Source organism: Exiguobacterium sp. KJ 601 (assembly GCF_027161185.1).
In the GTDB taxonomy this organism is placed as follows: Bacteria; Bacillota; Bacilli; order Exiguobacteriales; family Exiguobacteriaceae; genus Exiguobacterium; species Exiguobacterium profundum.
The window spans coordinates 228,050-249,295 of the sequence record NZ_JADHZG010000001.1; the positions used below are offsets into that span (position 1 = coordinate 228,050).

26 protein-coding genes are annotated in these 21,246 nt (G+C 48.3%); 24 read left to right on the forward strand and 2 right to left on the reverse strand.

Annotated features, from left to right (window positions below):
* Positions 1–31: 31 nt before the first annotated feature.
* Positions 32–727 (reverse strand): C40 family peptidase, encoded by a 696-nt coding sequence (locus tag IRJ25_RS01260; RefSeq protein ID WP_159562984.1) that lies wholly within the window; start codon positions 725–727, stop codon positions 32–34.
* Between the two features lie 382 nt (positions 728–1,109).
* Here IRJ25_RS01260 and rho point away from each other — a divergent pair, with 382 nt between their 5' ends.
* The 10 genes from rho (at position 1,110) to IRJ25_RS01310 (ending at position 9,320) form a co-directional block, all read left to right on the forward strand.
* Positions 1,110–2,447 carry a transcription termination factor Rho gene (gene rho / locus IRJ25_RS01265; protein WP_012727388.1) on the forward strand — a complete coding sequence of 446 codons (1,338 nt, stop codon included), beginning with the start codon at positions 1,110–1,112 and terminating at the stop codon, positions 2,445–2,447.
* An 82-nt stretch (positions 2,448–2,529) separates the two neighbouring features.
* Entirely contained in the window at positions 2,530–2,772 is a 243-nt protein-coding gene (locus tag IRJ25_RS01270) for a type B 50S ribosomal protein L31 (protein ID WP_012727387.1), read from the forward strand.
* A 99-nt stretch (positions 2,773–2,871) separates the two neighbouring features.
* Complete coding sequence (locus IRJ25_RS01275; protein WP_012727386.1) at positions 2,872–4,095, forward strand: cation:proton antiporter; 1,224 nt, start codon at positions 2,872–2,874, stop codon at positions 4,093–4,095.
* 106 nt (positions 4,096–4,201) lie between these two features.
* Positions 4,202–4,813, forward strand: a complete 612-nt coding sequence (locus IRJ25_RS01280; RefSeq protein WP_074035700.1) for a thymidine kinase — start codon at positions 4,202–4,204, stop codon at positions 4,811–4,813.
* An 82-nt stretch (positions 4,814–4,895) separates the two neighbouring features.
* Positions 4,896–5,966 (forward strand): peptide chain release factor 1, encoded by a 1,071-nt coding sequence (gene prfA, locus IRJ25_RS01285; RefSeq protein ID WP_074035701.1) that lies wholly within the window; start codon positions 4,896–4,898, stop codon positions 5,964–5,966.
* Positions 5,966–6,823, forward strand: coding sequence for a peptide chain release factor N(5)-glutamine methyltransferase (gene prmC, locus IRJ25_RS01290; protein ID WP_074037873.1), 858 nt, complete (start codon positions 5,966–5,968; stop codon positions 6,821–6,823). Before prfA ends, prmC begins: the two co-directional genes overlap by 1 nt.
* Positions 6,804–7,814: an L-threonylcarbamoyladenylate synthase gene (locus tag IRJ25_RS01295; protein ID WP_159562979.1), complete on the forward strand. Its 1,011-nt coding sequence runs from the start codon at positions 6,804–6,806 to the stop codon at positions 7,812–7,814. Before prmC ends, IRJ25_RS01295 begins: the two co-directional genes overlap by 20 nt.
* A 21-nt stretch (positions 7,815–7,835) precedes the next feature.
* Positions 7,836–8,336, forward strand: a complete 501-nt coding sequence (locus tag IRJ25_RS01300; protein ID WP_012727381.1) for a low molecular weight protein arginine phosphatase — start codon at positions 7,836–7,838, stop codon at positions 8,334–8,336.
* A 4-nt stretch (positions 8,337–8,340) separates the two neighbouring features.
* The gene (rpiB, locus tag IRJ25_RS01305) at positions 8,341–8,781 is read left to right on the forward strand and encodes a ribose 5-phosphate isomerase B (RefSeq protein ID WP_012727380.1); all 441 of its coding nucleotides are present in this window, start codon (positions 8,341–8,343) and stop codon (positions 8,779–8,781) included.
* The gene (locus IRJ25_RS01310; RefSeq protein ID WP_396136448.1) at positions 8,778–9,320 is read left to right on the forward strand and encodes a TIGR01440 family protein; all 543 of its coding nucleotides are present in this window, start codon (positions 8,778–8,780) and stop codon (positions 9,318–9,320) included. Before rpiB ends, IRJ25_RS01310 begins: the two co-directional genes overlap by 4 nt.
* 54 nt (positions 9,321–9,374) lie before the next feature.
* On the opposite strand, the gene IRJ25_RS01315 is transcribed toward IRJ25_RS01310, so the two are convergent.
* Positions 9,375–10,160, reverse strand: a complete 786-nt coding sequence (locus IRJ25_RS01315) for an alpha/beta hydrolase (RefSeq protein ID WP_269317593.1) — start codon at positions 10,158–10,160, stop codon at positions 9,375–9,377.
* Between the two features lie 131 nt (positions 10,161–10,291).
* Between IRJ25_RS01315 and glyA the strand changes: the two genes are divergently transcribed.
* The 14 genes from glyA to IRJ25_RS01385 all read left to right on the forward strand — a co-directional run bounded on the left by glyA (position 10,292) and on the right by IRJ25_RS01385 (position 21,238).
* Entirely contained in the window at positions 10,292–11,545 is a 1,254-nt protein-coding gene (glyA, locus tag IRJ25_RS01320) for a serine hydroxymethyltransferase (RefSeq protein ID WP_159562977.1), read from the forward strand.
* Between the two features lie 4 nt (positions 11,546–11,549).
* Positions 11,550–12,497: a hypothetical protein gene (locus IRJ25_RS01325; protein WP_214783661.1), complete on the forward strand. Its 948-nt coding sequence runs from the start codon at positions 11,550–11,552 to the stop codon at positions 12,495–12,497.
* Between the two features lie 100 nt (positions 12,498–12,597).
* Entirely contained in the window at positions 12,598–12,846 is a 249-nt protein-coding gene (locus IRJ25_RS01330) for a hypothetical protein (protein WP_031422247.1), read from the forward strand.
* Between the two features lie 65 nt (positions 12,847–12,911).
* On the forward strand, positions 12,912–13,589 hold the full coding sequence (locus IRJ25_RS01335; protein WP_214783659.1) for a response regulator transcription factor: 678 nt from the start codon (positions 12,912–12,914) through the stop codon (positions 13,587–13,589).
* Between the two features lie 3 nt (positions 13,590–13,592).
* Positions 13,593–14,828 (forward strand): sensor histidine kinase, encoded by a 1,236-nt coding sequence (locus tag IRJ25_RS01340; protein ID WP_214783656.1) that lies wholly within the window; start codon positions 13,593–13,595, stop codon positions 14,826–14,828.
* A gap of 108 nt (positions 14,829–14,936) precedes the next feature.
* Positions 14,937–15,632, forward strand: coding sequence for a hypothetical protein (locus IRJ25_RS01345; RefSeq protein WP_269317594.1), 696 nt, complete (start codon positions 14,937–14,939; stop codon positions 15,630–15,632).
* 204 nt (positions 15,633–15,836) lie between these two features.
* Entirely contained in the window at positions 15,837–17,048 is a 1,212-nt protein-coding gene (locus IRJ25_RS01350; protein WP_269317595.1) for a hypothetical protein, read from the forward strand.
* Between the two features lie 108 nt (positions 17,049–17,156).
* Positions 17,157–17,786, forward strand: a complete 630-nt coding sequence (gene upp, locus IRJ25_RS01355) for a uracil phosphoribosyltransferase (protein WP_012727364.1) — start codon at positions 17,157–17,159, stop codon at positions 17,784–17,786.
* A gap of 664 nt (positions 17,787–18,450) precedes the next feature.
* A complete protein-coding gene (locus tag IRJ25_RS01360; protein ID WP_012727363.1) occupies positions 18,451–18,678 on the forward strand; it encodes a hypothetical protein in 228 nt (75 codons plus the stop codon).
* On the forward strand, positions 18,675–19,082 hold the full coding sequence (locus tag IRJ25_RS01365; protein ID WP_074035722.1) for an ATP synthase subunit I: 408 nt from the start codon (positions 18,675–18,677) through the stop codon (positions 19,080–19,082). Before IRJ25_RS01360 ends, IRJ25_RS01365 begins: the two co-directional genes overlap by 4 nt.
* Positions 19,082–19,819, forward strand: a complete 738-nt coding sequence (gene atpB / locus IRJ25_RS01370) for a F0F1 ATP synthase subunit A (protein WP_074035724.1) — start codon at positions 19,082–19,084, stop codon at positions 19,817–19,819. Before IRJ25_RS01365 ends, atpB begins: the two co-directional genes overlap by 1 nt.
* Before the next feature lie 65 nt (positions 19,820–19,884).
* Positions 19,885–20,106, forward strand: coding sequence for a F0F1 ATP synthase subunit C (gene atpE / locus IRJ25_RS01375; RefSeq protein WP_012727360.1), 222 nt, complete (start codon positions 19,885–19,887; stop codon positions 20,104–20,106).
* Positions 20,107–20,177: 71 nt separating this feature from the next.
* Positions 20,178–20,705 carry a F0F1 ATP synthase subunit B gene (atpF, locus tag IRJ25_RS01380; RefSeq protein ID WP_012727359.1) on the forward strand — a complete coding sequence of 176 codons (528 nt, stop codon included), beginning with the start codon at positions 20,178–20,180 and terminating at the stop codon, positions 20,703–20,705.
* On the forward strand, positions 20,705–21,238 hold the full coding sequence (locus tag IRJ25_RS01385) for a F0F1 ATP synthase subunit delta (protein ID WP_012727358.1): 534 nt from the start codon (positions 20,705–20,707) through the stop codon (positions 21,236–21,238). Before atpF ends, IRJ25_RS01385 begins: the two co-directional genes overlap by 1 nt.
* Positions 21,239–21,246 lie beyond the last annotated feature (8 nt).

A 21,246-nucleotide genomic window follows, 5' to 3' on the forward strand; every position in this document is an offset into this window, starting at 1 on the left:
CGGTTCCGATGAACCGAGTCGTGATATTGTATTAGAGATATGATCCAGCGCCTACATAGCGTGGTGCCCAGTATCCAGAAGTGAAGCTCGCGTATTTAACGCCGCCTGTTTCTGAGTTGATCATTTGTGTTTTGCTAAGTGCCATTCCGACGTGTTGAATCGTTCCGCCTGAATGTGAGAAGAAGACGAGATCGCCTGCTTGGATCGATGACTTCGAGATTTTCTTCGCGCTTGAGTATTGCTGACGTGAAGAACGTGGAAGTGTTTTTCCGATTGCTTTCTTGTACACGTGTCCAGTATATCCTGAGCAGTCAAAACCTGAAGTTGTTGTTCCACCATAGCGATACGGTGTTCCGAGATATTTCTTCGATTCAGCGACGAGTTTCGAACGTTTGCTAGAAGATGACGTTGAAACCGTTGTTGATGTCGACGTGTTCGCTTTCAAGTATGTGTACGTTGAAGAAGCTGAGATATAACGGTGTGTGCCTTTGTAGTTGATTTTATAGAACGAACCGGATTTACCAAGGTATGTATAGCGTTGACCTTTATCCATTTTCGCGACGACTTTCGATGATGTAAGTGACGGGGCAGTACGGATGTTCAAACCGTTTACTTTCGAGTAAGCAAATGTACCGGTAGCGGCTTCTGCTTGTTCACCTGTTGAGAACATAAGACCCGAGAAAGCGACAGTGGCAGCGACGACGATTGATGCGATACGCTTTAACATTGTATAAATCCCTCCGTTTTTAAAATCAAGACATTCGTATATGACAAATCGAGTAATTTTTAATGGTAGAGCACAAGTTGCGGGATATACCCGGTTTCCTGTGCAAATAAACTATATCATGCGCAAGACCGATAGCATTTTTCAATCGCAAGTCAAAAAAGTGTTTTCTTGTAACAAAAATGAAATAATATGTGGATATAGCACTTATTTTGTTACAAAACTATCTTTTACTGTGTAAGGATTTGTACAAGAGGGAAACGATTGAACAAAAGGTGATTTTTGCACGGTGACGGCACGGGCAAAATGTGGTTAGATGATGGCAGAACAAATGAATCAAGTTGAATTCTTCTTGTAATGAAATGTAGAAAGATAGGTGACTTGAATGAGTCAACAGACAGAACCGACAAAGAACTATACACTTCGTGAACTTGAAACGAAGACGTTGAAAGAATTATATGAGATTGCCAAAGAAGTCAAAGTACCGAACTTCCGAGAAGCACGGAAACGTGAGCTCATGTTTCGTATTTTGAAATCACAGGCTGAATCAAAAGATTTATATTTCCTCGAAGGCATTTTAGAGATCATTCCACCGAATCCACAGTCTCAAAATGATGGCGGGTTTGGATTCCTCCGACCAATCAACTACTCTCAATCTTCCGAAGACATTTATATCGCCGCATCGCAAATTCGTCGCTTCAATCTTCGAAACGGAGACCTCGTCACAGGGAAGGTCCGTAAACCAAAAGAGAATGAGCGATTCCAAGGGTTGTTAAGTGTGGAAGCTGTCAACGGAGAGTCGACGGATTCGACGCGTTCGCGTGATTATTTCCCGGCATTGACACCGATTTATCCAGAACAACAGATGGTGCTCGAGACAGAGCCGACACATCTTTCGGTTCGTGTCATGGATATGATTGCACCAGTCGGGTTTGGCCAACGTGGGTTAATTGTGGCGCCACCAAAAGCGGGGAAAACGTCGCTTTTAAAAGAGATTGCGAATTCGATCACGACGAATCATCCGAACGTCGAATTGATTATTCTTTTAATCGATGAACGACCGGAGGAAGTGACGGATATTCAACGCTCTGTACCGGACGCAGACGTGGCGTTCTCGACCTTTGACGAGACGCCGGAAAACCATGCACGTATTTCAGAACTCGTTCTCGAACGCGCGATGCGTCTCGTGGAACATAAGAAAGACGTTGTCATCCTGCTCGATTCCATCACACGCTTGACGCGTGCGTACAACCTGTCTGTTCCACCGAGCGGACGGACGCTCTCGGGGGGGATCGACCCGGCGGCGTTCCACAAACCGAAAAAGTTCTTCGGAGCGGCGCGGAATATCGAAGATGGGGGCAGCTTGACGATCCTCGCGACAGCGCTCGTCGATACCGGATCGCGAATGGACGACGTCATCTATGAAGAGTTCAAAGGAACAGGGAACATGGAGCTGCACCTAGACCGGAAATTGGCCGAACGTCGAATCTTCCCAGCAATCGACATTCGTCGCTCGGGAACACGGAAAGAAGAGTTGTTACTCGGGAAGGACGAACTCGATTCGCTCTGGACGATTCGTCGTACGATGAACGAGTCCCCGGACTTCGTCGAACAGTTCTTGCGCCGTGTCCGTGAGACGAAAACAAACCTCGACTTTTTTGCTGCGCTAGAGGCAGATAAGAAAAAAAGACGACCGGTGAAAAAAACGAAAACAGACTTGTAAAACCTATAGTAGGGTGATATTATATTCTAGTGAACTTTCTCTAGGTTGAAAGAATACTTAGGGCCGAAGGAGTTGAAAAGCAATGAAACAAGGAATCCACCCAGAATACCGTAAAGTCGTATTCATGGACTCGACGACAGAATTCAAATTCATCACTGGTTCAACTCGTTACTCTAACGAGACAATCACGATGGAAGATGGAAACGAGTACCCACTCATCCGTGTCGATGTATCTTCTGATTCGCACCCGTTCTACACAGGTCGCCAGAAATTCGCATCTGCAGATGGTCGTATCGAGCGCTTCAACAAGAAATACCAACGTTAATCGTAAAGTTGTATGCTCACCGCCTAGGGATTGCCCTTGGCGGTTTTTTGTTGCATCGACACGGGTAAAGAGACGAAAGACTGTCGTGAGGGGGCCGTTATGGAATTTATACTCATTAGTATCAGCTTGTTGATCGGGGTCGGCATCATGTCCCAATGGTTGGCATGGCGTTATCAAATCCCAGCAATCATCATTATGACGCTCGCTGGAGTATTGGCCGGTCCAATCCTTGGGCTGTTCGACCCACGTGAATTATTAGGAGATTTATATAGTCCCATCATTTCGTTTGCGGTCGCCATCATCTTATTTGAAGGAAGTCTTGGGCTTCATTTTAGCGAAATCAATCAGTTCCGACGGTCGATCGTCCGGATTGTCACGATTGGAGTCGCGCTCTCGTTTGTCGGGATGTCGCTACTCATTCAATATGTTGGAGGATTACATTGGGTCGTTGCCTGGACGATGGGGGCGCTCTTCGTCGTGACGGGTCCGACTGTCGTCATTCCGTTGTTACGTCAGGCACATTTGAAAGATCGGGTCGGAGCGATTTTGAAGTGGGAAGGCATCATTGTCGATCCTGTCGGAGCATTACTCGGACTCTTCGTCGTTCGACTCGGATATATCGTTTATGAAGGTATGGATTTATGGATGCAACTCCTCTTCGCAGGTGCTTGTATCGTAGGAATCGGACTCGGTTACTTGTTCGGCCATCTCTTGATGGGATGGTTTGTGGCAGAAAAAGTACCTCGCTATCTCCGTGCTTCGGTCACGTTGACGGCCGTCCTCATTTTATTCTCACTCAGCGAGCTCATGATGCATGAAGTCGGGCTGCTCGCCGTGACGGCGATGGGGATGACGATGGCCAATACGAAGCATCGGGATGAAGAAATCATCGAAGAACTGCAGTCATTCAAAGAGGATATTTCAATCTTGCTCATCTCATCTGTCTTCATCTTGTTGACGGCTTCCCTGTCTCGGGCAGAGCTGTTGAATATTTTCCAATGGCCGCTTCTCTTGACGATTGCGGGCATCCTGTTCTTGGTTCGCCCAGTTGCGATTTACTTGTCGACCATCGGTGGAGGTTTGCCGCTAGCGGAACGAGGGTTCATTGGTTGGATTGCCCCACGCGGGATTGTCGCGATGACGGTCGCGGGATTCTTTGCTGAAGAGGTCGCGCATCTGGGGATTGACGATGCGAAGCAAATGTTGCCGCTCACACTCGGTCTCGTCTTCATTTCCGTTACACTGCACGGTCTCACGATTCGACCGCTCGCGCGAAAATTGAAATTAATCGATGAACAAAAAGAGGCGAACGCTGATGAATAAAGGACGGAGTTCTTTCAATCAGTATTTAGGAGAAGTCAACCCTTTTCCTCAACTCGAAAGATAGGTATAATCGGAAAGCGATTATCGATGGAGAGGGCGAAGAACAATGATGCATGTGACGAACCGATATGGTTGGATTGAAGTGATTTGTGGGAGTATGTTTTCGGGGAAGTCGGAGGAATTGATTCGCCGAGTCCGCCGTGCTCATTATGGAAAGATTCCGGTCCAAGTGTTCAAACCAGCAATCGACGACCGGTATCATGAAGAGAACGTCGTCTCACACACAGGGAACTCGGTCGTGGCCGTGCCAATCGCATCAAGCCAAGACTTGTATGATGCCGTTCGTGAAGAAACACAGGTTATCGCGATTGACGAGGTGCAATTTTTTGATGAAGGAATTGTAGACGTCATCGAACAACTTGCGAACGAAGACAAACGCGTCATCTGCGCTGGGCTCGATATGGACTTTCGAGGCGAACCGTTCACGATGATGCCTGAACTGTTGTCACGCGCGGAGTTCGTGACGAAACTACAGGCCATCTGTTTGTCATGCGGCGCGCCTGCTTCGCGGACACAACGTCTGATCGATGGGCAACCTGCTCGGTATGAGGACCCGGTCATCTTGGTCGGGGCTTCCGAGTCTTACGAACCACGATGCCGACATTGTCATGATGTACCGAACAAACCACATCCGGTCCGCCATACGGTGGTAGACTGATGAATCGACGGACCGCCCTCGGCGGTCCGTTTTTTTGCTATAATAGATAGAGTTTGATTTGACGGAGAAAGGACGGATCATCATGTTTGACCGTTTAAGTGTATTAGAAGATCGTTACATGCAATTGAATGAAATGCTCGCCGATCCTGAGGTGCTCAGTGACTCGACGAAGTTGAGACAATATTCGAAAGAGCAGGCACAACTAGAAGAGACGGTACAGATGTATCGTCAGTATAAAGAAACAAGTACAGCTTTCAAGGAAGCGAAGACGATGCTTGAAGACCGGACGCTCGACGCCGACATGCGTGAATTGGCAAAAGAAGAGATGAACCTCCTCGAGCCAGAAGTCAAAGAGCTAGAAGCGAAACTGCGGATTTTATTGCTTCCAAAAGACCCGAACGATGACAAGAACGTTATCGTCGAAGTCCGAGGAGCAGCAGGCGGAGACGAAGCGGCACTCTTTGCAGGAGATTTATATAAGATGTATACGCGATTCGCTGAACGTCAAAATTGGAAAGTGGAACTCATTGACGCGAACTATACCGAACTCGGTGGATTTAAAGAAGTCACGTTCATGATCAACGGGGCAGGTGCCTATTCAAAGCTCAAGTTTGAGAACGGAGCCCATCGTGTGCAGCGAGTCCCGTCGACTGAATCGGGCGGACGAATTCATACGTCCACAGCAACGGTTGCCGTTCTTCCGGAAGCAGAGGATGTCGAAGTGCATATCGATATGAAAGATGTACGAGTTGATACGTTCACTTCATCTGGTCCAGGGGGACAATCGGTCAACACGACGCAATCAGCTGTCCGTTTGACACACATTCCTTCAGGGCTCGTCGTATCATGTCAAGATGAGAAGTCGCAGCATAAAAACAAGGATAAGGCGATGAAGGTCCTTCGAGCACGCCTGTATGACAAAATGCAAAGCGAACATATGGAAGAGTTGTCTGCGCAACGAAAATCGGCTGTCGGAACAGGTGACCGTTCCGAGCGGATCCGCACATACAACTTCCCACAAAGTCGTGTCACAGATCATCGGATTGGATTGACCCTTCAGAAGTTGGACCGTGTCCTAGCAGGTGAACTCGAAGACATTATCGACGCACTCATCATGGACGAACAGGCACGTCTCATGGAGGAAGCGGAATGATGCGGATTGCCGCGCTACTTAAGCAGACGGAAGAACGACTAGTTGAAGCTGGGCGCGACCGTGCGGCTGCCGAATGGTGGCTCATGCATGTGTTGCAAGTCGATCGCACCGGTCTCCTCGTTCGTTTGTCGGATGAATTGTCTTCAGATGAAGCGACACGGTTCGAGACGGGAATCGAGCGTTTATTGATCGGAGAACCGGTACAACACGTGATTGGACATGCTCCGTTTTACGGGCGCTCGTTTGAAGTGAACCGGGATGTGTTGATTCCGAGACCAGAAACGGAAGAGTTGATCGACTGGGTACTTGGGCAACTTCGTCACATCAAGGATGATGAGATTGTCGATGTCGGGACAGGAAGCGGGGCCATTGCGATTACCTTGAGCCTCGAGCTCGGCGTACGTGTACAGACGGTCGATATTTCGCGTGAGGCGATTGAAGTCGCTAAACGAAATGCAGCCACACTTGGCGCAACTGTACGGTTTTATGAAGGAGACGGGCTCGCACCGATTGCGGACCACTCGATTCGCGTTCTAGTCTCAAATCCGCCTTACATCGAGGCCGATGAGCTGTTAGATGAGACGGTCGTCGGCTACGAACCGCACCTTGCGCTCTTCGGAGGGAAGGATGGGCTCGACATGTATCGGCAATTAATATTGGAATCGGTGCGCGTCTTACGTGCCGATTGGCATTTGATTGCGTTTGAAATCGGGTATAACCAAGGACAAGATGTGAAATCATTACTGTCTGAACGTTATCCTGAAGCAGAAACGGGTATTTTAAAAGATATAAACGGCAAGGACCGTATCGTCTATGCCGTAAGGGAAGGGATTGCGTATGGAAACGAAATGGATTAATTCGAATGAGATTGAAGAGGGGGTACGTCTTCTTCAAGCGGGTGAAATCATCGCCATGCCGACAGAAACCGTCTATGGTCTCGCTGGAGATGCCATGAACGATGTGGCAATTCGAAAGATTTTTGAGGCAAAAGGTCGTCCGTCGGATAACCCGCTCATCGTCCATATCGCTTCAATCGACCAAACGAGTTTGTTTGTCGATTCGATTCCTCCTGTTGCCAAACGCTTAATGGATGCGTTTTGGCCAGGCGCTTTGACGATCATCTTGCCTTCAAACGGACGAGCCTCTTCGCTCGTGACCGCAGGCCTCGATTCCATCGGACTCCGGATGCCGAATCATCCGGCAGCACTCGAGTTAATTCGTAAGTCAGGGTTAGGGCTTGCGGCTCCGAGTGCGAATCGTTCCGGACGACCTTCGCCGACAACTGCTCAACATGTCGCGGATGATTTGAACGGACGAATCGCAGGAATCGTGGATGGGGGTCCTACCGGAATCGGAGTCGAGTCAACCGTTGTGGATTGTACGGGGGACACGGTAACGATTTTACGACCAGGTGGTGTGACGCGAGAAGAAATGGAAGCTGTCATTGGACCGGTCGCCTTAGATGCCAATTTGAGTAACGATGAAGCCACACCACGATCGCCGGGAATGAAGTACACGCACTATGCCCCAACGGCACCTGTTTTTTTAGTCGATGGCACACGCAAAGATTTAGAACGTGTCATCGAGGAGCGGAAGCAAGCGGGGTTGCGAATCGGTGCACTCGTCTTCGACGAGAACCCGACACCGGCTGAGGTCACGTATTCACTTGGGACCTCGATGGAAGTGGCGGCGCAACGTTTATACGACGCGCTTCGTCGATTTGATGAAACAGACGTGGATGAGATTTATGTGAACACGATTGAACCGGTCGGAGTCGCACTTGCCGTCTATAACCGTTTATACAAAGCAGCGGGCGGAAAGATTGTGCACCCGACGAAAGATGCCTAAAGACATAGAGGAGGACACGCGATGTCAATGAAACGCGTATTATTCATATGTAGTGGCAACACGTGCCGAAGCCCGATGGCGATGGCCTTGCTCCGTTCGAAGATGACCGGGGATGAGTTTGATATTCGCTCAGCTGGTCTACGGACGATGCAAGGATTCGATGCTTCAGAAAATGCACTGCAAGTTCTCAGAGAACGTGGGATTGAGCTCGATCATGTCACCCAGACGTTCGATGAAGTGTTAGGGAATTGGGCGGATATCATCTTGACGATGACACGCGCACACCGTGAACAAATTCGGGATACATACCCGGATTTGTCTGAGCGGACGTACACGCTCTATGAATTCGTGACGGGGCTTGAACGAGACATCAACGATCCGTTTGGCGGTTCGATGAATGTGTATCGCCAAGTGCGAAACGAGCTCGAACCACTCGTGAATCGACTTGTGTTAAAATTAACGAATGATGGGTCAAAGGTGACGAAACCACCGAGACGCCTACCAAAGAAGACGGGGGAATGAACGAATGAAAATTGCAATTGGCGCTGATCATGGCGGCTTCAACTTGAAGAAAGAAATCGTAGCCTTGCTTGAGGAACTCGGACATGAGTATAAAGATTTCGGGACGCACTCAGCGGACTCGATTGACTACCCGGATGTGGCCATCCCGGTCGCAGAAGCGGTAGCGGCAGGTGAATTCGATCGTGGGATTTTGATTTGCGGTACGGGAATCGGAATCGGGATTGCGGCGAACAAAGTCAAAGGGATTCGTGCGGCACTCGTGCATGATTCATTCAGTGCAAAAGCGACACGTCAGCATAACGATTCGAACATCATGACGATGGGCGAGCGTGTCATCGGACCTGGTCTTGCACTCGACTTGGTGACGACGTGGCTCGATACGGACTTTGAAGGCGGTCGCCATTCAAACCGTGTCGACAAGATGAGTGCTTACGAATCGAAGTGAGTCAAATGAAGACGGAACTTCTCGGATTTTTGACGGAGCTTCACGAACGGTTTCCTTTGAATGATGAGCGCATTCTCGTCATCGGATGCTCGACGAGTGAAGTGCTCGGAAAAACGATTGGGAAGGCAGGTTCCACTGATGTCGCAAGCGAATTGATGGAAGCATTCCTTGAATTTAGAAAGAAGACAGGTGTCCATTTGGCGTTTCAAGGGTGTGAGCATATCAATCGTGCCCTCACCGTTGAGCGCCGGACACTCAAACAGTTCGGTCTCACAGAAGTGACGGTCGTCCCGATCCGGTCCGCGGGCGGAGCGATGTCAGAGAAGGCTTATGCCAACTTTGATGAACCATGTGTCGTCGAATCGATTCAAGCAGATGCCGGGATTGATATCGGCTCGACATTGATTGGGATGCATTTGAAACCGGTCGCGATACCGGTTCGGTTATCATCGAAGCATCTCGGAGAGGCGTACGTCACGTTCGCAGTCACGAGACCGAAACTGATTGGTGGGCCACGGGCTCAGTATCCAAATAAATGAAGAAAGCATCGCGTTTAGGTTTTTCGACCGAATGCGATGCTTTTTTTATTCAAATTATAAATCTTCTCCAAAAAGATAGGAGATGACCATCGGGAAACGCTCACGCCAGGCGAGCTCGTTGTGAACTCCTTCTTCAATCACTTCGAAGCGGATGTGTTCGACCTTGTCTTTTAACAGGTTGTACACGCGTTCGCTCGACTCACGATACATCTCGTTCGTCGGTCCATTTTCGATCGGTTCCTCGACTTCTTTTGCGCCGACGTCCAAGTAAAGACGCTCGACGCCCTTCAAATCGCTCGCTTCAATCAATTGTTCCAGCTCGGTTTGGTTGAACCAAAATGCAGAGGACAGGGAAGCGACACGCTTGAAGACGTCTGGATATACACATGCTGCATATATCGAGATGAGCCCACCCATCGAACTTCCCATCATCGCTGTTTCTTCCGGAATCGTCCGATAGTCAGCATCGATTTGAGGTTTCAATTCCTGCGCGATGTATTCGATATACGCCGAACCCTGCCCGCCGAGCACGATGTCACTTCCGAGCAAACTTTCACCGATATAAGGGTTTTCCCACGGTCCATACTCATCGAGTCGTTGTTCGCCTGGTGCACTATCGAGGGCGACGACAATCAAGTCACGCTTCGAGGCGTCTAAATATTCACCGACGCGCCAGCTCATGTTGTAGCTCGCATCCTCGTCATTAAAGCAGTTCTGTCCATCGTGCATGTAGAGGACCGGATATCGTTTTTCGGACGTCTCATAGTCGGAAGGTGTGTAAATACGGACCGTTCGTGTCCGTTCGAACGGTGTGATCGTCAGTTCTTTTGTCTCAATCATAATTGGCCTCCTCACAGTTACATTCCTATTAATGATACCCAACTTTTCATCAGATTATTGCGATACCCAAAAAAACAAGCGTGTGGTACGATGGGGGTGTTGATTTTTAGACATTTAGAGGGGGTCTTCACATGGTAAACACGACGAAGTTGAAAGTGCAGGATGCGGAATTGTTTGAGGCAATGCAACACGAGCTCGGTCGTCAGCGCGACAACATCGAACTCATCGCTTCAGAAAACTTTGTTTCAGAAGCGGTCATGGAAGCGCAAGGTGGCGTATTGACGAACAAATATGCCGAAGGATATCCGGGACGCCGTTACTACGGTGGCTGTGAGTTTGTCGACGTCGCTGAGAACTTGGCGCGTGACCGTGCGAAAGAATTATTCGGTGCAGAACATGCGAACGTACAACCACACTCGGGTGCACAAGCGAACATGGCGGTCTACTTCACGGTGCTTGAAGCAGGAGATACGGTTCTCGGAATGAACTTGTCTCATGGTGGTCACTTGACGCACGGTAGCCCGGTCAACTTCTCAGGTGTGCAATATAACTTCGTCGAATATGGTGTAGACAAAGAGACAGAACACATCGATTATGACGTCGTCGCTGCACTTGCGAAGGAACATAAGCCGAAATTGATTGTTGCGGGAGCATCGGCATACCCACGTACAATCGACTTCGCGAAGTTCCGTGAGATCGCGGACAGTGTCGATGCTTATCTTATGGTCGATATGGCGCACATCGCTGGACTCGTGGCAGCAGGTCTACATCCGAACCCGGTCGAACATGCGCATTTCGTCACGACGACGACGCACAAGACGCTCCGTGGACCACGTGGCGGGATGATTCTTTGTAAAGAAGAGTTCGCCAAAGCGATCGATAAGTCGATTTTCCCAGGGATTCAAGGAGGACCGCTCATGCACGTCATCGCGGCAAAAGCGGTCGCGTTCGGTGAGGCACTCCAACCGGAATTCAAAGATTACCAACGTCAAGTCATTGCGAATGCACAAGCACTTGCGGCAGGCCTTGAAGAAGAGGGACTTCGAATCGTATCGGGCGGAACGGACAATCACCTCTTGCTTGTCGATCTTCGAGGAATCGACATCACAGGTAAAGCAGCTGAGCATGCATTGGATGCAGCAGGAATCACGGTCAATAAAAACACGATTCCATTCGACCCGGCATCACCGTTTGTCACAAGCGGAATCCGTCTCGGAACAGCTGCGATGACGACTCGTGGCTTCAAAGAAGCGGATATGAAAGAAGTGGCACGTCTAATCGGGCGTGTGCTGAAACAACATGAAGACGAGGCGGTAATCGCGGAAGCACTTCAAGACGTGCAATCGTTAACGGCGAAGTTCCCGCTTTACCCTGAACGAGGCTGAGTCAATGGATATTCGGACACTAGCAGAACGAGAGCTATCCGAACTTCCATTGTTCGATATGACAGAATGGTTGGCTCGTAAAGGGGAATACGATCCTTCTTTCCGTCTTGTCGCCAGTGAGTTTGGTGTCATCACGACGCTCCTTGACCATGGCTATTATGAAGAAGCGAGCGAACGAATCGTGCCGCTCCTCGGGATGAAAGTGCCTGCTGCTTTCCATCGACTAGGTCTTGCGCTAGAAGTGAAGGCGAACGGAAGAAAAGCGGCCAAGCGCCGCTTTCGTTCGTTCTCGTCGGCTGTCATCCAACATTCTGATTTAGCCGAGTGGCGACAGGCGTTCAAGCTCGATAAGAAATGGCTTGGGCTTCCGCTAGTGGTCAGTCTTGCGGCTGGAGCGCTCATATTTTGGCCAGATGCCGAACCGCCCGTCGTCACGCCGGACGAGCCGGACGAAGTCGTTGTCGAGACCGTAACGGAAGAAGAAGCACTCGCAGAACGCCTTGAAGAGCTCGAGGCAGAAGTCGCCCGACTCGAAGAAGAGAATGAGAAACTTCAAGATTCGGACGAACAGAAGCCAAAGGAATCAACTGAAGAAGCACCGGACACATCAACGGATGTTGTACCGCTGGCTGAGGTAGAAGCACTTGTTCAAGATAAACAGTATGAAAAAGCCGACCGCCTATTAGGTGGAAAAGCGAAAGTCGGACAAGAACAAGCAGTTGGGTTTTATCGACTTCTTGTCGACAATAAATTGGGACAAGCGGACATTGCGGACTATGCGGCTTATCTCGAGTCGTATCCAGAATCCGGTTACAAGGCAGATGTCCTTTGGATGAAAGGGATTGCCGAGAAAAAAGCGAATGACCCGGCGTACCGTGAAACGTTGACGACCGTTTCTGAGATGGAAGGGACGTATTGGGCACCGATTGCGAAGTCCGTGCTCGAAGAATAAGGTGCTACATGAGTAGCGCCTTTTCTCATGAAATTCTAATGAAGTACACCACGATTTCTCGTTTTCCTGTCGTATGATTTGAGATAGGAGGGATGCGTGTATGAAACGTGTAATGAAAACCATTGGAACAACTTTATTGGCGATCGGACTTATGGGAATCGGACTTGCCGGATTTTTGTTCTTCACTTCACCTGGACAATCCAGCCTGTCGCAACTATCGCTAGCGGCGCTGGAAGTCGAACAGCAGATGGAACAAGTCGATACGAAGTGGGATGAATGGGAAGATGATTTAGAAAGACGAATCGAGCAAGCCGTTCCAGAAGGCGTTCGTCTGTTTTTTGCGGATTGAATTCGGGAAATGAATAACAATACGTCGAGCGAACTGCTCGGCGTTTTTTCAAAGGAGTGAGCAGGATGCAGACGATTCTCGTCGTAGAAGATGATTCGAAGATTGCGCGATTACTGGAGTTGGAATTGAAGCATGCGGGATATGCGGTCATGGTGGCGACAGACGGTCGTACCGGTTTGGAACGAGCTCTCTCTGACGATGTCGACCTCGTGTTGCTTGACGTGATGTTACCTCAAATGAGTGGACTCGAGGTGGTCCGTCGTCTGAAAGAAGAGCGACCATTGTTACCGGTTCTGATGGTGACGGCCCGTGGCGATCGATACGACAAAGTGAGTGGGCTTGATCTTGGCGCAGATGATTACATCACGAAACCATTTGAAATAGAAGAGGTGCTCGCACGAATTCGGGCATTTTTACGAATGCGCCAGCTTGTTCGTCAGGACCATTCCGAACAGGTGTTGACGTACGACACATTGACTGTCGACGTGAATCGTCATGAAGTATATTGTGACGGAAAGAAAGTAGATTTGACTCGACGTGAGTTTGACTTGTTGGTTTTCTTTTTAGAGAATCCGGAGCGTGTTTTGACGCGTGACCAACTCGTCGAACACGTGTGGGGATTCGACTACTATGGGGATACGAATGTCGTGGACGTGTATGTCCGATACGTAAGGAAAAAACTGACCGGCTCTTGGATTCAAACGGTTCGTGGTGTCGGCTATATGTTGAAGCGTGGTGAGTGACCGATGCTACGAACAAAAATTGCGTGGGCGATGACAGGGTTTATGTTGTTGCTTCTTCTCGTCTCCTTTGGCGTAACCTGGTTCGTCGCCAGACAGGAAATTGTCGATTCGCGTTTTGACGTGTTACTGCAGGCGTTGAATCTCTTGGAAGAAGATGTCCGGAATAGCGATGCGGTATTGTCGCTTCATGAGGACAGTGTCGTGTTAGAACGTCAAGAAAACGGCGAATGGGGAATCATCGGAGGAGAAGTGCCAGACGGAACGACGTTTCCCATCAATTACGGGGAACCGGCCCTCATCGATGATTGGTTTGTGGTCGCGACGACGGATGGACTAGCGTTCGGCTTTCAGGATCGAGATGTGAGCAATACGATTCAAGCGCTCGCAACCATTTTTCTCGTCATGTTCTTCTTTGCTGTTCTCTTGACGTTCCTAGGGACGTGGTGGATTTTACGTCAAGGTCTGTCACCGTTACGCCGATTGACAGAGACGATGGAACGGATCACGGAGTCCGGTAAGTTTGAGACAATCGAAGTGGCTGACCGAAAAGATGAAGTGACGACTCTTTCGGACGGATTTAATCATATGATTGAGCGAGTCGAAGGGACGATGGAGCAACAACGTCGTTTCGTCGCCGATGTTTCACATGAACTCAAGACACCGTTGACCGTCATCGAGGGCTATGCGAAGTTATTACAACGATGGGGACAAGAAGATGAGAGTGTACGTGCCGAAGCGATTGACCATATTTTAACGGAGTCGCGTCAAATGCGAAATGATTTGATTGAACCTATGCTCGAATTGAATCGATTTGCTGCACTCGAACAGGTAGAGCGAGAAGAAATCGATTTAGCTGAACTTGGGGAATCAATAGGAGAACGTTTTTTGCGGTCGCACGGCGTCCATTTACCTATTGAATCTACAGGAAGCTGGTTTGGTCATCGTGAGTCGTTACAGCGGATTCTTGTCATCCTATTAGACAATAGTTTGAAGTATGCGGAAGAGACGAGCCTTCATTTGAAGAGTGATCGAATTGAGGTACGCGATCGAGGACCGATTCTTTCGGATGATGTGAGGAATCGGCTGTTCGATCGATTCTACCGATTAGATGAAGCGCGCGATCGCAGTGGGAGCGGTCTTGGTCTCGCGATTGCGAAAGAAGTGGCGGACTTGAATGAGTGGACGATAGGAAGTAGATCGAATCATCCGGATGGCAGTATATTTTTCCTGACTCGATGATGAATATTTCGCATTTTCTCACCAACTTCTAATGAAGCCTTAAATATGCTCTCACGGAAGAGGCTTATGATGAAAATAAGAAGAACACATCATGAGGAGGAAACAAACATGAAACGCATCGGTTGGATTATCGGCGCATTATTAGCTGTCATGGCAATTGTTGGAATTGGATTTTACGTAAACGGGAATCAGACGGATACGGTCATTGTTCCACAAGCAATCAATCAAGCGAGTGACGATCGATCAACGGACAACCCAGATGACCCTGCTACATCGGATGGCTCAAGTAGCGCATCAGATGATTCGTCAGCAGCGCGAGTGGGAGATGGAGACGACTATAAACTATACGGGACGCTCGTGAAGTTATCGAAAGAAGATGTCACCATCAGCTTCAATGGAAAAGAGTCGACATACCCTTTAGCGGCGACACATGAAATCGATGACGATACACCGCAAGTGGGTGACCGGGTAAAACTCGAATTGAACCGAGATGATGAAGTGAAGGAAGTGGACCGTGAGAGTGGTGATGATGCGTATATTTACGGCACGCTCGTCAAACTCACAAATCAAGAAGTCACGATTAAAATCGATGGGAAAGACAACGTATATCCACTTGCCGCACGCTCTGAAATCGATGATGACACTCCGCGTGTCGGCGACCCTGTCAAACTTGAACTAAATCAAGATGGGGCGGTCATTGAAGTCGATCGTGAATCAGAGGACGACCAGAATGAACAAGATGATTCTTCGCAGGACGACTCATCTCAAGATGACTCATCCGAGGATGAGCGAGAAGATGACTAATGAAGTGATAAAAAGGACTAATCTCTTAATGGATTAGTTCTTTTTTTGTTGCTAGACGTTGAAGCATAAAATGAGTTGGACCGCTTTCGTCAAATCATCAGAAACGTAATAATTCTGAAATCATCACAAAAATAGGTTCTATGTTATGATGTACAAGAAAAATTTAGGTGGTTTCCACCTAATTGGGAATGAGGAGGAACATCAATGCGCACGTATTGGGGAATCTTGCTCAGTTGTATCTTGTTGAGTGGATGTGGTGCCGAGACGTTGAACGCGATTGAGTTACGTCCTTTGTCTTCCTATCGAGTCGAGCAAGATCCTGAGATACCGTTAATGAAACAAACACAAGAGAAGCTACTTACATACTGTGAGCGTCGTCCGACAGATGTCTTACCAGAGCGACGAGCCAAGGTGGCAGAAGTGACATTTCATCATCCGCTCTATGAAGTACTCGGTTCCAAAACGGTGAAATATTTTGCGGCGGGTGATGAACGTTACGTGACCTGCGCGAACAGCAATGAGTTGATGGAGCGAACGTTTGCCGTGGAGCCGATTCAAGCGTTTGAAGCGCTCGAACAAGAGCGCTTTCAAGAATCGAAAGTGGTCTCGACAATTGAGTTTGAGCGCATCGATGACCTTGAATCGATTACAAGTACGTTCACATTGAACGAGACGCATGAAGAAGTGATGCCCGACTCGGCTTTCCGTTATACGACACCGGATACGGGAGCGATCTATGTGACGTTCGAGACGATTCGAAATGGGCGTACACTTGACCCGATCATTGAACCAAAACTATTCCCGTTTCAAAGCGGAGAGAATGAAGGGTATATTTTCTTGACGAGGCGTGCCGATGATCGTCTCACCCTACAAATCGGAGAGGCGTCCTCGCTCAAACAACTCATCCTACCGAATATATATGAGGCTCCTTATATGAAAGTCGATCCGAAAGAAGAGCTCTCGCTAAAGGGAAATCATCGCGAACTCATGAAACGCATCATCTTATCTGATCGACCGATTGAAGGGGATGTGGCTGAAGAGACGTCGTTATCGTTATCGAAAACATACGGAACGGTCCTTGAAATTTGGGGGCATGTCCGTCGTCCAGTGACAAACAAGATGTCCACGCGCCCCGCCGAAAGGGAAACGCGCCTGGCAGTTTTTGAATCGGATCAAGATATAATCTGGCTAGACGGACCGAAAACGCAAGAGTTGTTTGACGCCTTGTCTCATATTCAGCCGCATGAAAAACCGTCTACAGCTATCAAAATCGGAGACTTGCATCTGTATGAAGAATTGACTGAGCAATCCTTTGACGTATGGAAAACGGAAACAGAACTCTATTTAGTCGATCAACACACATCTCAATCGTATGAACTTCCGGGCAATGATTATTTCCAGGTCATTCAACCATAAGTGGCGTCTGACCTTTGATAAAATAGAAGTTGGCTCTACCCATCTCAACAGAGTTAGGGTACAATGCTCGAGAGAGAATGAGAGAGAATGAGAGAGGAGTGAAGCAAGATGGGAAAAGTACATGTTTATGACCATCCTTTGATTCAGCACAAAATGACGATTATGCGTAAAGTAGAGACGGGGACGAAGCAGTTCCGTGAACTCGTCGACGAAGTTTCTTCACTTATGGCATACGAAATCACGCGCAGCCTACCCCTAACAGACGTAGAAATCGAGACACCGGTCTCTGTTTCCACTCAAAAGATGATTGCCGGCAAGAAATTGGGAATCGTCCCTATTTTACGTGCAGGACTTGGTATGGTGGATGGGTTCCTCAAAATGATGCCGAACGTAAAAGTCGGTCATATCGGTCTTTACCGCGATCCGGAAACACTTGAGCCACACGAATACTACTTGAAACTTCCGACAGACGTCACAGAACGCGACTTTATCGTTGTTGACCCGATGCTCGCGACAGGTGGTTCGGCTGTTGATGCGATTGCATCACTCAAGAAACACGGAGCGAAGTCAATCAAGTTGGCATGCCTCTGCGCAGCACCAGAAGGCGTAGAGCGTGTACAAGCAGAACATCCGGATGTAGAGATCTATCTTGCTGCACTCGATGAAAAATTAAATGACCACGGTTATATCGTTCCTGGACTTGGGGATGCGGGTGACCGTTTGTTTGGTACGAAGTAATGACTTAAAAGCGAGAATCGCCTATGCGATTTTCGCTTTTTTTACGATTGACACTGAATAATATTTATCATTTACGGATGTCACAAAATAGACACAAAACTAGAGCGAGAAGAATGGCGAACTGGGATGGAATTTATCTATTCTTTCTTATTTAAGTAGAATCCCTCGATTTCGAATATAAAACCATGATTGAGAAAGGGATTTTGAACAGTATGAGATTCCTCACAAAAAAATGGGCAAAATCGCTCGACATGGTAAAAACATCCTCGGTATACTGATACAGGACGTTGAAAACGATTTCAAAATGAAGTCAACCGTCGTTTCGTAACTCTTTGTGAACGTAAGCGTTTACCGATTGAATTTTCCAAAACGTGGGGGTATAACTGAACTATTCTTCATCTGATTACGTTTGTGAAATGTTATAAAGTCAACATTTTTATTTCAACGTTTCTTCACACTTTCTTAAAAAAGTGCCTCAATCGTTTAGTTTATGAAGTGCGTAAAACTATTGATACGACTTGATTTAAAGCGCTTTTATAATTGTGAAATTCATTGACTTCTTATGCCATTTCTATTACTCTGAACTTGTGTGACTTTTGATGGTCACGCGAGTGTGAATTCGTGAAGAACAAGGGAGCACGTGAGACTCGAAAGGGGGATTTGGATGGCGAAAAAAGACAATCGTTATCTATCCTATGCCTCGCTCGCTTCACAAATCTCGACAGCACTTGCTGGACCGATTGTCATCGGTTATCTCGTCGGACAGTACGGCGAAAGACGTGAATTTTGGGGCACGTTTGGTTGGAATGTGTCGATTATCCTTGGACTCGTGTTCGGGGTTACGGCGCTAGTTCTCACCCTTCGGAGTTTATTGACAGGAGAGGACGAATGAATACGATTCAAGCAGACAGAAAAGCACAAAAAGAGTTGATGAAGCGTTATACGAAATGGTTTACCATTTGGTTTGCAATTTTGTTAGTTGGCGCCTTCATCGTCCCGATGTACAAAGCCGTTTTTCTCGGATTGTTCATCGGCGGGGTCGGGAGTCTCATCATTCTACATATGCAGAATCGAAGTGTCATACGTATGTATGACGTCATCGAGCATGGACGACGACCAAAGTCGCACGGGACCGTTTCAAGAATGGCGGTCGGTGCGTTAGCAGTGATAGTCGGTCTTCTCTACGAGGATCGAGTGTCCGTCATCGCGGTGGTAACTGGTCTAATCGCCGGCCACATCATACAATTTGGCGAGTTTACACTTGCCCAGCTCAGCAGGAAAAGAGGTGAATATTAATGGGTCATGAGTTTCCCACATATTCTCTGCACTTTGGGGACTATACGTTATACGGGAGCTGGACGAACGTCATTACAGTGCTAGTTGCAGCGTTACTCGTCTTCGTATTCGCCATTTGGGGGACAAGACGTTTGGCAATGAAGCCGACTGGCAAACAAAACTTCATGGAATTCTTCGCGGAGTTCGTACGTGGAATCATCGCAAGTGCGATGGACTGGAAGACAGGAGGACGCTTTATTGGATTTGGGATGACGTTGATTTTGTTCATTCTCTTCTCAAACTTGATGGGTCTACCGTTTAACGTCATTTCCGGACACTATTTGTGGTTCAACTCACCGACAGCCGATCCTTACGTAACCTTGGCGTTGTCGACACTCGTCGTTGCAATGTCGCACTATTACGGGGTGAAACTGCACGGATTGAAACACTATTCGGCGGAATTCGTAAAACCAGTCTGGTTCTTGCTTCCGATCAAATTGATCGAGGAGTTTGCGAACACGTTGACGCTCGGTTTGCGTCTATACGGTAACATCTTTGCCGGTGAAATCATGATTACCATCATCTTGGGACTCGCGATTACAGCCGAAGGCGCACTCAACCCGCTCGGTGCAATCTTTGCGGTCTTCCCAATGATTCTATGGCAAGGTTTCTCAATCTTTATCGGGGTTATCCAATCCTACATTTTCCTGACGCTTGCAATGGTGTACATCGGGCACAAAGCTTCGGCCGAACATTGATTCGGACATCTCGCCAAAGCGTTACAAACAAATTATTTACTTAACTTTTAGGAGGAATATACACAATGGAACAACTTAATCTTCTCGCAACAGCACTTGTTATCGGACTTGGAGCACTCGCAGCTGGTATCGGTAACGGTTTGATCGTATACGGAACAGTACAAGGACAAGCACGTCAACCAGAACTCAAAAACGAACTTCGTCAAACAATGTTCATCGGTATCGGTTTGGTTGAGGCCCTCCCGATCATCGGTGTGGCTGTCGGTTTCCTTCTCCTCAACTCTTGATTCCGAGTTAACGAGAATAGCATGAGAGGGAGCACGTCTCCCTCACTTATTTAGTCAAGAGGAGGGTATGCATGGATACGATGATGATTGCAGCTGGTGCTGGCGGCGAAGGCCTCCGCATTCTGGATATGATCTTTACAATTTTCACATTCCTCGTACTCTTGGCCCTGTTGAAGAAATTTGCTTGGGGACCACTCCTTGGAATGATGAGACAGCGTGAAGAGTATGTAGCGAACGAAATTGAACTCGCTGAAAAGAGCCGCAAAGATGCGGAACATTATGTCGTTGAACAACGTGACGCACTCAGTGCAGCACGTACTGAGTCAAAAGAAATGCTCGATGCAAGCCGTCGACAAGCAGAAGCAGAACAAGCACGCTTGGTGGAGCAGGCGCGTTTGGAAGCCGAACAAATTAAAATCGAGGCAGAGAAAGCGATTGAGCGCGAGCGTGAGCTTGCGAAACAATCTCTTCAAACGGAAGTCGTCACACAGGCACTTTCGGCAGCACGCCACGTCCTTCAATCAGACCTTAAAGGCGATGAAGCGAAACAGCGTGCCCTCGTTACAGACTTCCTGTCTAAAGCGAAAGGTGCGAACTGATGAACGCATCACTAGCAAAACGCTATGCCAAAGCGCTCTTCGACTTAGCGCGGGAACAAGGCACGCTCGACCAAGTCGAAGCGGAAGTGCGTCTGCTCGATGAAGTGCTCCACGCGACTCCTGAACTCATGGATCTCTTAACGAATCCGGCAGTCAGTGACAGCGAGCTTGCACAGCTTTTAAAAGACAGCTTTGGTGATATGACGGCGATTGTCGTGAACACACTTCTCGTCATGGTCGAAAACGACCGTGCGGCAGAGGTTCGCGCATTGCCACGTTACGTCCGCGAATTGATCAACGACTACCGTGGGATTGCAGAGGGTATTGTCACAAGCGCCTACCCGTTGTCGGCAACAGACTTGAAAGACGTCGAACTCGTCTTCGGACAGAAGCTCGGGAAGACGCTCCAATTGAAGAACGTCGTCGATGAAGAAGTCATCGGTGGACTCCGTGTCCAAGTCGGATACACGACGTACGATGATACGATCGAAACGAAACTTACACGCCTTGAGCGTGAATTGTTGAATGCGTAAGAAATAGG

Coding starts and splice junctions, on each gene's coding strand:
- IRJ25_RS01260 (WP_159562984.1), bottom strand. CDS start 727: ATGTTAAAGCGTATCGCATCAATCGTCGTCGCTGCCACTGTCGCTTTC.
- rho (WP_012727388.1), top strand. CDS start 1,110: ATGAGTCAACAGACAGAACCGACAAAGAACTATACACTTCGTGAACTT.
- IRJ25_RS01270 (WP_012727387.1), top strand. CDS start 2,530: ATGAAACAAGGAATCCACCCAGAATACCGTAAAGTCGTATTCATGGAC.
- IRJ25_RS01275 (WP_012727386.1), top strand. CDS start 2,872: ATGGAATTTATACTCATTAGTATCAGCTTGTTGATCGGGGTCGGCATC.
- IRJ25_RS01280 (WP_074035700.1), top strand. CDS start 4,202: ATGATGCATGTGACGAACCGATATGGTTGGATTGAAGTGATTTGTGGG.
- prfA (WP_074035701.1), top strand. CDS start 4,896: ATGTTTGACCGTTTAAGTGTATTAGAAGATCGTTACATGCAATTGAAT.
- prmC (WP_074037873.1), top strand. CDS start 5,966: ATGCGGATTGCCGCGCTACTTAAGCAGACGGAAGAACGACTAGTTGAA.
- IRJ25_RS01295 (WP_159562979.1), top strand. CDS start 6,804: ATGGAAACGAAATGGATTAATTCGAATGAGATTGAAGAGGGGGTACGT.
- IRJ25_RS01300 (WP_012727381.1), top strand. CDS start 7,836: ATGTCAATGAAACGCGTATTATTCATATGTAGTGGCAACACGTGCCGA.
- rpiB (WP_012727380.1), top strand. CDS start 8,341: ATGAAAATTGCAATTGGCGCTGATCATGGCGGCTTCAACTTGAAGAAA.
- IRJ25_RS01315 (WP_269317593.1), bottom strand. CDS start 10,160: ATGATTGAGACAAAAGAACTGACGATCACACCGTTCGAACGGACACGA.
- glyA (WP_159562977.1), top strand. CDS start 10,292: ATGGTAAACACGACGAAGTTGAAAGTGCAGGATGCGGAATTGTTTGAG.
- IRJ25_RS01325 (WP_214783661.1), top strand. CDS start 11,550: ATGGATATTCGGACACTAGCAGAACGAGAGCTATCCGAACTTCCATTG.
- IRJ25_RS01330 (WP_031422247.1), top strand. CDS start 12,598: ATGAAACGTGTAATGAAAACCATTGGAACAACTTTATTGGCGATCGGA.
- IRJ25_RS01335 (WP_214783659.1), top strand. CDS start 12,912: ATGCAGACGATTCTCGTCGTAGAAGATGATTCGAAGATTGCGCGATTA.
- IRJ25_RS01340 (WP_214783656.1), top strand. CDS start 13,593: ATGCTACGAACAAAAATTGCGTGGGCGATGACAGGGTTTATGTTGTTG.
- IRJ25_RS01345 (WP_269317594.1), top strand. CDS start 14,937: ATGAAACGCATCGGTTGGATTATCGGCGCATTATTAGCTGTCATGGCA.
- IRJ25_RS01350 (WP_269317595.1), top strand. CDS start 15,837: ATGCGCACGTATTGGGGAATCTTGCTCAGTTGTATCTTGTTGAGTGGA.
- upp (WP_012727364.1), top strand. CDS start 17,157: ATGGGAAAAGTACATGTTTATGACCATCCTTTGATTCAGCACAAAATG.
- IRJ25_RS01360 (WP_012727363.1), top strand. CDS start 18,451: ATGGCGAAAAAAGACAATCGTTATCTATCCTATGCCTCGCTCGCTTCA.
- IRJ25_RS01365 (WP_074035722.1), top strand. CDS start 18,675: ATGAATACGATTCAAGCAGACAGAAAAGCACAAAAAGAGTTGATGAAG.
- atpB (WP_074035724.1), top strand. CDS start 19,082: ATGGGTCATGAGTTTCCCACATATTCTCTGCACTTTGGGGACTATACG.
- atpE (WP_012727360.1), top strand. CDS start 19,885: ATGGAACAACTTAATCTTCTCGCAACAGCACTTGTTATCGGACTTGGA.
- atpF (WP_012727359.1), top strand. CDS start 20,178: ATGGATACGATGATGATTGCAGCTGGTGCTGGCGGCGAAGGCCTCCGC.
- IRJ25_RS01385 (WP_012727358.1), top strand. CDS start 20,705: ATGAACGCATCACTAGCAAAACGCTATGCCAAAGCGCTCTTCGACTTA.